Source organism: Moorena sp. SIO3B2 (assembly GCF_010692525.1).
In the GTDB taxonomy this organism is placed as follows: Bacteria; Cyanobacteriota; Cyanobacteriia; order Cyanobacteriales; family Coleofasciculaceae; genus Moorena; species Moorena producens.
On record NZ_JAAHHE010000371.1, the window covers coordinates 1 to 5,737 of the forward strand.

Sequence of the window (5,737 nt, forward strand, 5' to 3'; positions counted from 1 at the left end):
CCTGATGTTGTAAGGATAACTGTTTGATGATACACTTACTATTGCTATCATCCGCCTCATCCACCCCCAGAAACGTGCGCCCCATACCACCAATACTAATCAGCCTCAGAGCACGGAAGCGTCCGCCTAATCGTAATCTAGTTCCACAATAGGCACAAAACCTGGCCTGATCGGGATTTTGGGGATTTTGGCATTTAGGATTAAGACAGTAGCTCATGATTAGGGGTGGTCAAGTCGAAGGGTTGGCAAGTTGACAAGTTAGCCAGTTGACAGATTTGTTGAAAGTTTTCCCCGAGTTTTCCCCAAGTTTTCCCCATTGTTAACGGTTGCTAACCTACCAAGAAACTAATCTACCAACCGTCAAGCTTGGCCTTTCGGCCACGCTACGCGAACAACCTTCCACAAACGGGTGGATCTTATTATTGCAGTGTGACCCGGTGGTGCGTTACGGGGCGGGCTATCTATACACTGGCTTCGAGGCGGAAAATGAAGGCATGCCCCCCCTAACGCACCCTACGCAACTAATCTTCAACCTTCAACCATCTAACCTTCAACCTTCCACAACCCAACCTTCAACCTTCCACAAACCAACCTTCAACCTTCAACTAACTAACCTTCAACCATCCAGTTGACGCACCCCTAAGCCTAAGCCTTTTAGACACTACCAAAGGTTGGGATTGGACTAGCATTCTGACGATTGAAGCTCGGTAGATCAACCCGGGTGATATTGCGGCTTCTGACCGCTAGTCGGTAACTGACACTCTGGAGTTCAGCGTGGAGTTGTCGGTTTTCCCGCTGTAACATGGTCACCTTCTCCTTAACTGGTGCCATCCGTTCCGAAAACTTCTGGTGATAAATTTTTGGTAGCTCTTGTACAACTTGTTCTAGCTGACGAGAGCGTTCGGTTAATTCTTCTACATTATCCCGCAATTGCTTAATTTCCGTGTCACGGGTGGCAATTTGCTGTTGATAAAATTCCACCTGCTGCTCCACATCGTGCAACTGTTCGCGCAAGACCACCATCTGAGCCTTATGGCGCTCCGAAACCTCTTGGGGAGGTTTGAAGTTAGCATTCCCTTTCACCAAGCGGAATAGTTCTTGAGACAGCTGCTGCACTAACTGGTCTCTAAGCTGCAACTCTTCCCGCAAGTGAGATACTTCCGTTTGCAGAGCTGATCTCGATAGGGTTTCAATCTGCCTCACCATGGCTTACCACTCCAAGTAACTATACAATTTTCAATAGTAGATGGCGACCGGGGGTGTCGATCACTGATCACAAAATATACTGTTGCAGCCAATGTACCATCGAAACCCGGCAGTTGACCATTCGAAAGCACTTGTAGGGTGGGCAAATGGACACGAATCCAGAGGATTTGGTCAGATGACATGTATTTGCCCACCCTACGCCGATTCCCGATTCCCGACTATTCGTTGTTAGTTCTAGGCTAGATTATGTTACAATATACGGAACACCATTGGATAAAATCCCCAAAATAGAAGGTATAGCAGTCGCCAGGGCAGTTAGGACATGACAAAAGTCTCACACCCTTTGTAAGCGCAAGAGTTTGACTTCTGACTTCTGACTTCTGACTTCTGACTTCTGCTATATTTTGTATGGTGTGCTTTGGGTAAGAAGACCAAAAATATAGGATGGTATAGATGTATCCCCCCAGCCATCCCCCGACAAATCTCAAATAACATAGTCGCTTGGATATTGGGGCAAACCGGTTTTTGCCTAAGGTCGGTTGCTCTAAACGATATTGTCTGATGCGGCCAGGGGTCATTCCGGATCTTGTTGAGAAGAAAGACAAGATAGTCGCCTGTTGAGAAAAAAACCGTTGAGAAAAACCTGAGTTTGTTTTTGTGAGGTCGCCGCGCAATGGGCCCAGCGCCCAGCACCGTGCCCCCTAAAAAAGTTCTATTCTAATCAGCAGGCACTACTTATGACAGTATCGTCTTCAATATAGGATTTTGGGTTGTAAATTGGGCACGAGCCCGGTGAAATTCTTTTCCTTTAACAGGCTTTGCCTTCGGTTTTCTTTATTTTTTTAAAATACGGCATAGGTCTGGGGGATGTTAAGGAAAATAAACCCCCAATCCCCTTCCCCAGTATGTCTTTCGGGGTGTTGCCATAGGCGGAGCGAAAGACGATTTAGTGTGAGGAATATGCAATTAGGGATTGAGGGTCTTCAAACTACCTAGTATTGTAATTCACCAAAACCTATTGGTCCGAGCCTAAGGAGTCTGTGACTTATAAGGTCCGCCATTGGTGACATTTGCGCATGCGTCTGCTTCTGGCAAATCTTTTAATGGACAGATTGCCGGAACACAAGTCATCCAAGATGGCGGGGTACAGTCGGCATCAGCACTTTTTACGGTTATTTTGGAATAATCTTGACTTGGTTTAAAGGCTTCGTTCTGATAGTTAGAAATTGAAGCAGCATCCTTGTAAGGGACTTCTGATGTTTCGTCGGTATACCCGGTTAAGTTAAGACTCGGATCTTTAGGATTGGTGAAAGCAGCAGAGACCCCTAGGGGAGTCTGACCAAGTACGTTTTGTAAAGTAATAGCGGACAATATTTTCGGGTTAGTAGGAACGCCATGGCGTAAGAAAAGGATGCATTTAAACGGTTCAGTACCGATATTCCGCAAGTAGTGTTGAGCACCAGTTGGGAACATGAAGATCTCATTAGGATGAATGAAAATTTCCTGAACCATGCGATCGTTTGCATACCCGCTACCGTCGGATGATGGAAAGGTGTCCTTATCTACAATCGCCCCGACCTTACCGTAACCTTGGTAACAGAAACCGGACTCAGCTTCGGTCATATGCCAGTGTGGGGCACGGATCGTATCGGGCATGATCATGATATCGCCCCAAACCCCACCACCGAGAGCGGGAAAATTGGAGGCGGAGATAGTATTGAGAGCTCCGAGAGCAGTTATATTGCCACCTGTTTCGTAATAATATACTTTTTTAGGGACAAAGTTACCTAAGCTGGGATGTTCAATTTCAATCGGATCTCCCGTCGGCGGTTGGACCTCTTCAACGAACTCATATGCAGGATCCCCTTGGACCTTAAACCCCGACCATAATTCCAACGGTTCGGATTCAGTGGCCACAATTTTAATAGGACATTGACCCAAATTTTTTATTTTGGCCTGGGTGACGTCAGAAGGAGTGTTAATTTTAAACACCCAATCTGGCTGAAGGGGATAAATCTCCTTAAAACCACAGTTTACACCTTGGGTGCAGTCAATTGGCTGCATTAATTGATCACTGTAAAATTTGAGACCGAAAAAAACATTTTCCGTCTTACATTCTTCAATGGTTTTGCCATCAGGAATTAAGTCTGCGCAATAGTTGTTGCATTCATTATTAGTCCATTCAGTAATAGGATAAACGGTGAGATTAAAAACCTCTCGGGTGCCAACATTGTTTTGGATAGTAGTTTCGCCGTCCTTAGAAAGAAAAACCTCCTTTTCAAAGGTATTATCGTCGTTAGCACCCAGGGCAATAGGTGTGTAAAAAAGGAATAGCACAGCCACCAAAATCAAAGAAACCAAAGAAAGCCGCAGGCGTTCGATGATTGTGTTCCGGGCAATTCCAGTGTTATGTTCGTCCATTATTTTAGGTATACCTCCTGGCGTAATGATGTGATAAACGCAGTACAGCGAACGGGAAAATTCTACAACTATGGATGTGGGAGTGTCAAAGTAACCCCAAAAATCAGTATATATACTTAAATATTTACACACTAATCAGCGTAATAAGCGCCCTTAAGGGTGATTGATGACACAATGACTAACCATGCCCAACTATTTTCCCTCACCGATTGTGATGGTGGTCTATTGTGGATATGGGACTAATACCAGTGCGATCGCACTACAATAGCGATCGCTTTTGTAGGGTGGGCAAAGGTGGATGATAACTGTACAAATGGTGAAACAATTATTATTTGCCCACCCTACACCTAATAAGTTCACGGGTTTCTGTTTTATGTGATAACCTTCCTTCAAAAAAAGCCACATAGGTGGTGCTTAATTGCCAAGGGGGTTATTAGCTGCGCAGACAGTTACTCAACAGCTTTAACGGTTACAACCATATGGGATGGGAGCATGTCACAATTGCAGAACATTTGTACTAAATCTCATGCTCCCTCATGGGTGTAAGCACGCTCTGATGGTACTTGCTCTGATGGTACAGAGTTCATTTGTTCAGCAACTTTGACCTGTTCCCACGGCAACAGATTGGTTAGTACGTGCTAGACATGCTTGGGCATGAGTTTTTTTTGATCAGAATCACAACTCGTAATTGTATTCAATAAAGGAAAGTTTACTTCCTTTAATACAAAGATTAACTCTAATTAAAAGTATTTTTAAACTCATAAACCTCATATAAAACCTCATATAAAAACTCATATCAAACCTCATAAACCTCATATCAAACCTCATAAACCTCATATCAAACCTCATAAAACTCATATCAAACCTCATATCAAACCTCATAAACCTCATATCAAACCTCATAAAACTCATATAAAACCTCATAAACAGGGTAAACGCCTAGCTTTTTGTATATATTGATACGGAAATAATTACCAAATTAGTATCAAAAATATATAATCACCGGGAAGAATATCCATAAGCCCAAAACATTGCTCAATTATTGGCCGTGTTATCCTTGGTGGATTTGAGAGTACTCTAAATTCTGGTTGCTTAGGCAAATCCGACTTTGAACACAAATAAAAGCAAGATTGGCGTACGCCATCCAATAGCTTTGTAGGGTGCGTTAATGAAATGTAACGCACCCTCTATAGACAATACGGCGGTTTGCAATTCTGTTAGCTCTTGTAGGGTGGGCAAATTGACATGATCACTGAGCTTATGGACAAAGTCTCATTATTTGCCCACCCTACCCCTATATACAATACGGCGGTTTGCAATTCTGTTAGCTCTTGTAGGGTGGGCAAATTGACATGATCACTGAGCTTATGGACAAAGTCTCATTATTTGCCCACCCTACCCCACTCTGGTAATATCATCTATTTTTATACTCCAATACCACGGTGCGTTACGGCTTTTACTCTGGTTATACCAGATAATATTCTCAACAAAACCGCCTAACGCACCCTACTGGCGTGGCTATCATTTACAAATACCATGGTGCGTTACGTCTTAAACTCTGGTAATATCATCTATTTTTATACTCCAATACCACGGTGCGTTACGGCTTCTACTCTGGTTATACCAGATAATATTCTCAACAAAACCGCCTAACGCACCCTACAAAATAACTAAATTTTATTAAATTTCTTTCCTATTTTAACCTCTTAAAATTTAACCCAAAGCACCTCGGCGCAACGAACGCAAACGAGCAAAATTTTAAGCTGATTGCTTACCGCTTACCTTTCTTTCAATTAACCCTCAACAAAAAAAAATCTAAAAACCCTTGACAAATTAATTTATAATCATTATGATTATATTTATTAACCTAAAAACAATTATTCGACTATGCCTCAAAACTCTCAGCCAAATTCAAACGATAATTCAAACGGATTCGTTGTTCCGTACATTTTAAAAGGGTCTCGCCAGCAAATAACCCATACCGTGTATATCCTTAATGGCTTGGGCTACGCTCAACTTACTGACTGGGGTCCTCTTCAGCCGACGGGAAATCCAGGAGAATTTATTACGATTATGATCAGATATTGGATTTGGCGTTAAGACCTTAAAT

The 5,737-nt window shown here is 42.9% G+C and carries 5 protein-coding genes; 2 read left to right on the plus strand and 3 right to left on the minus strand.

The window, feature by feature from the left end; translation table 11 throughout:
• Window positions 1–217 (minus strand): 4-Cys prefix domain-containing protein (locus F6K38_RS33875; protein ID WP_353737249.1); only part of this gene is annotated, 217 nt, incomplete at its 3' end.
• A gap of 109 nt (window positions 218–326) precedes the next feature.
• Between F6K38_RS33875 and F6K38_RS33880 the strand changes: the two genes are divergently transcribed.
• Window positions 327–632 carry a hypothetical protein gene (locus F6K38_RS33880; protein ID WP_287257157.1) on the plus strand — a complete coding sequence of 102 codons (306 nt, stop codon included), beginning with the start codon at window positions 327–329 and terminating at the stop codon, window positions 630–632.
• A gap of 22 nt (window positions 633–654) precedes the next feature.
• Here the strand turns inward: F6K38_RS33880 and F6K38_RS33885 are convergent, their stop codons facing one another.
• Complete coding sequence (locus tag F6K38_RS33885) at window positions 655–1,206, minus strand: Npun_F5560 family protein (RefSeq protein ID WP_009149385.1); 552 nt, start codon at window positions 1,204–1,206, stop codon at window positions 655–657.
• Between the two features lie 91 nt (window positions 1,207–1,297).
• Here F6K38_RS33885 and F6K38_RS33890 point away from each other — a divergent pair, with 91 nt between their 5' ends.
• Window positions 1,298–1,438, plus strand: a complete 141-nt coding sequence (locus F6K38_RS33890; protein WP_287359485.1) for a hypothetical protein — start codon at window positions 1,298–1,300, stop codon at window positions 1,436–1,438.
• A gap of 797 nt (window positions 1,439–2,235) precedes the next feature.
• Here the strand turns inward: F6K38_RS33890 and F6K38_RS33895 are convergent.
• Window positions 2,236–3,627 (minus strand): cupin domain-containing protein, encoded by a 1,392-nt coding sequence (locus F6K38_RS33895; RefSeq protein ID WP_287359487.1) that lies wholly within the window; start codon window positions 3,625–3,627, stop codon window positions 2,236–2,238.
• Window positions 3,628–5,737 lie beyond the last annotated feature (2,110 nt).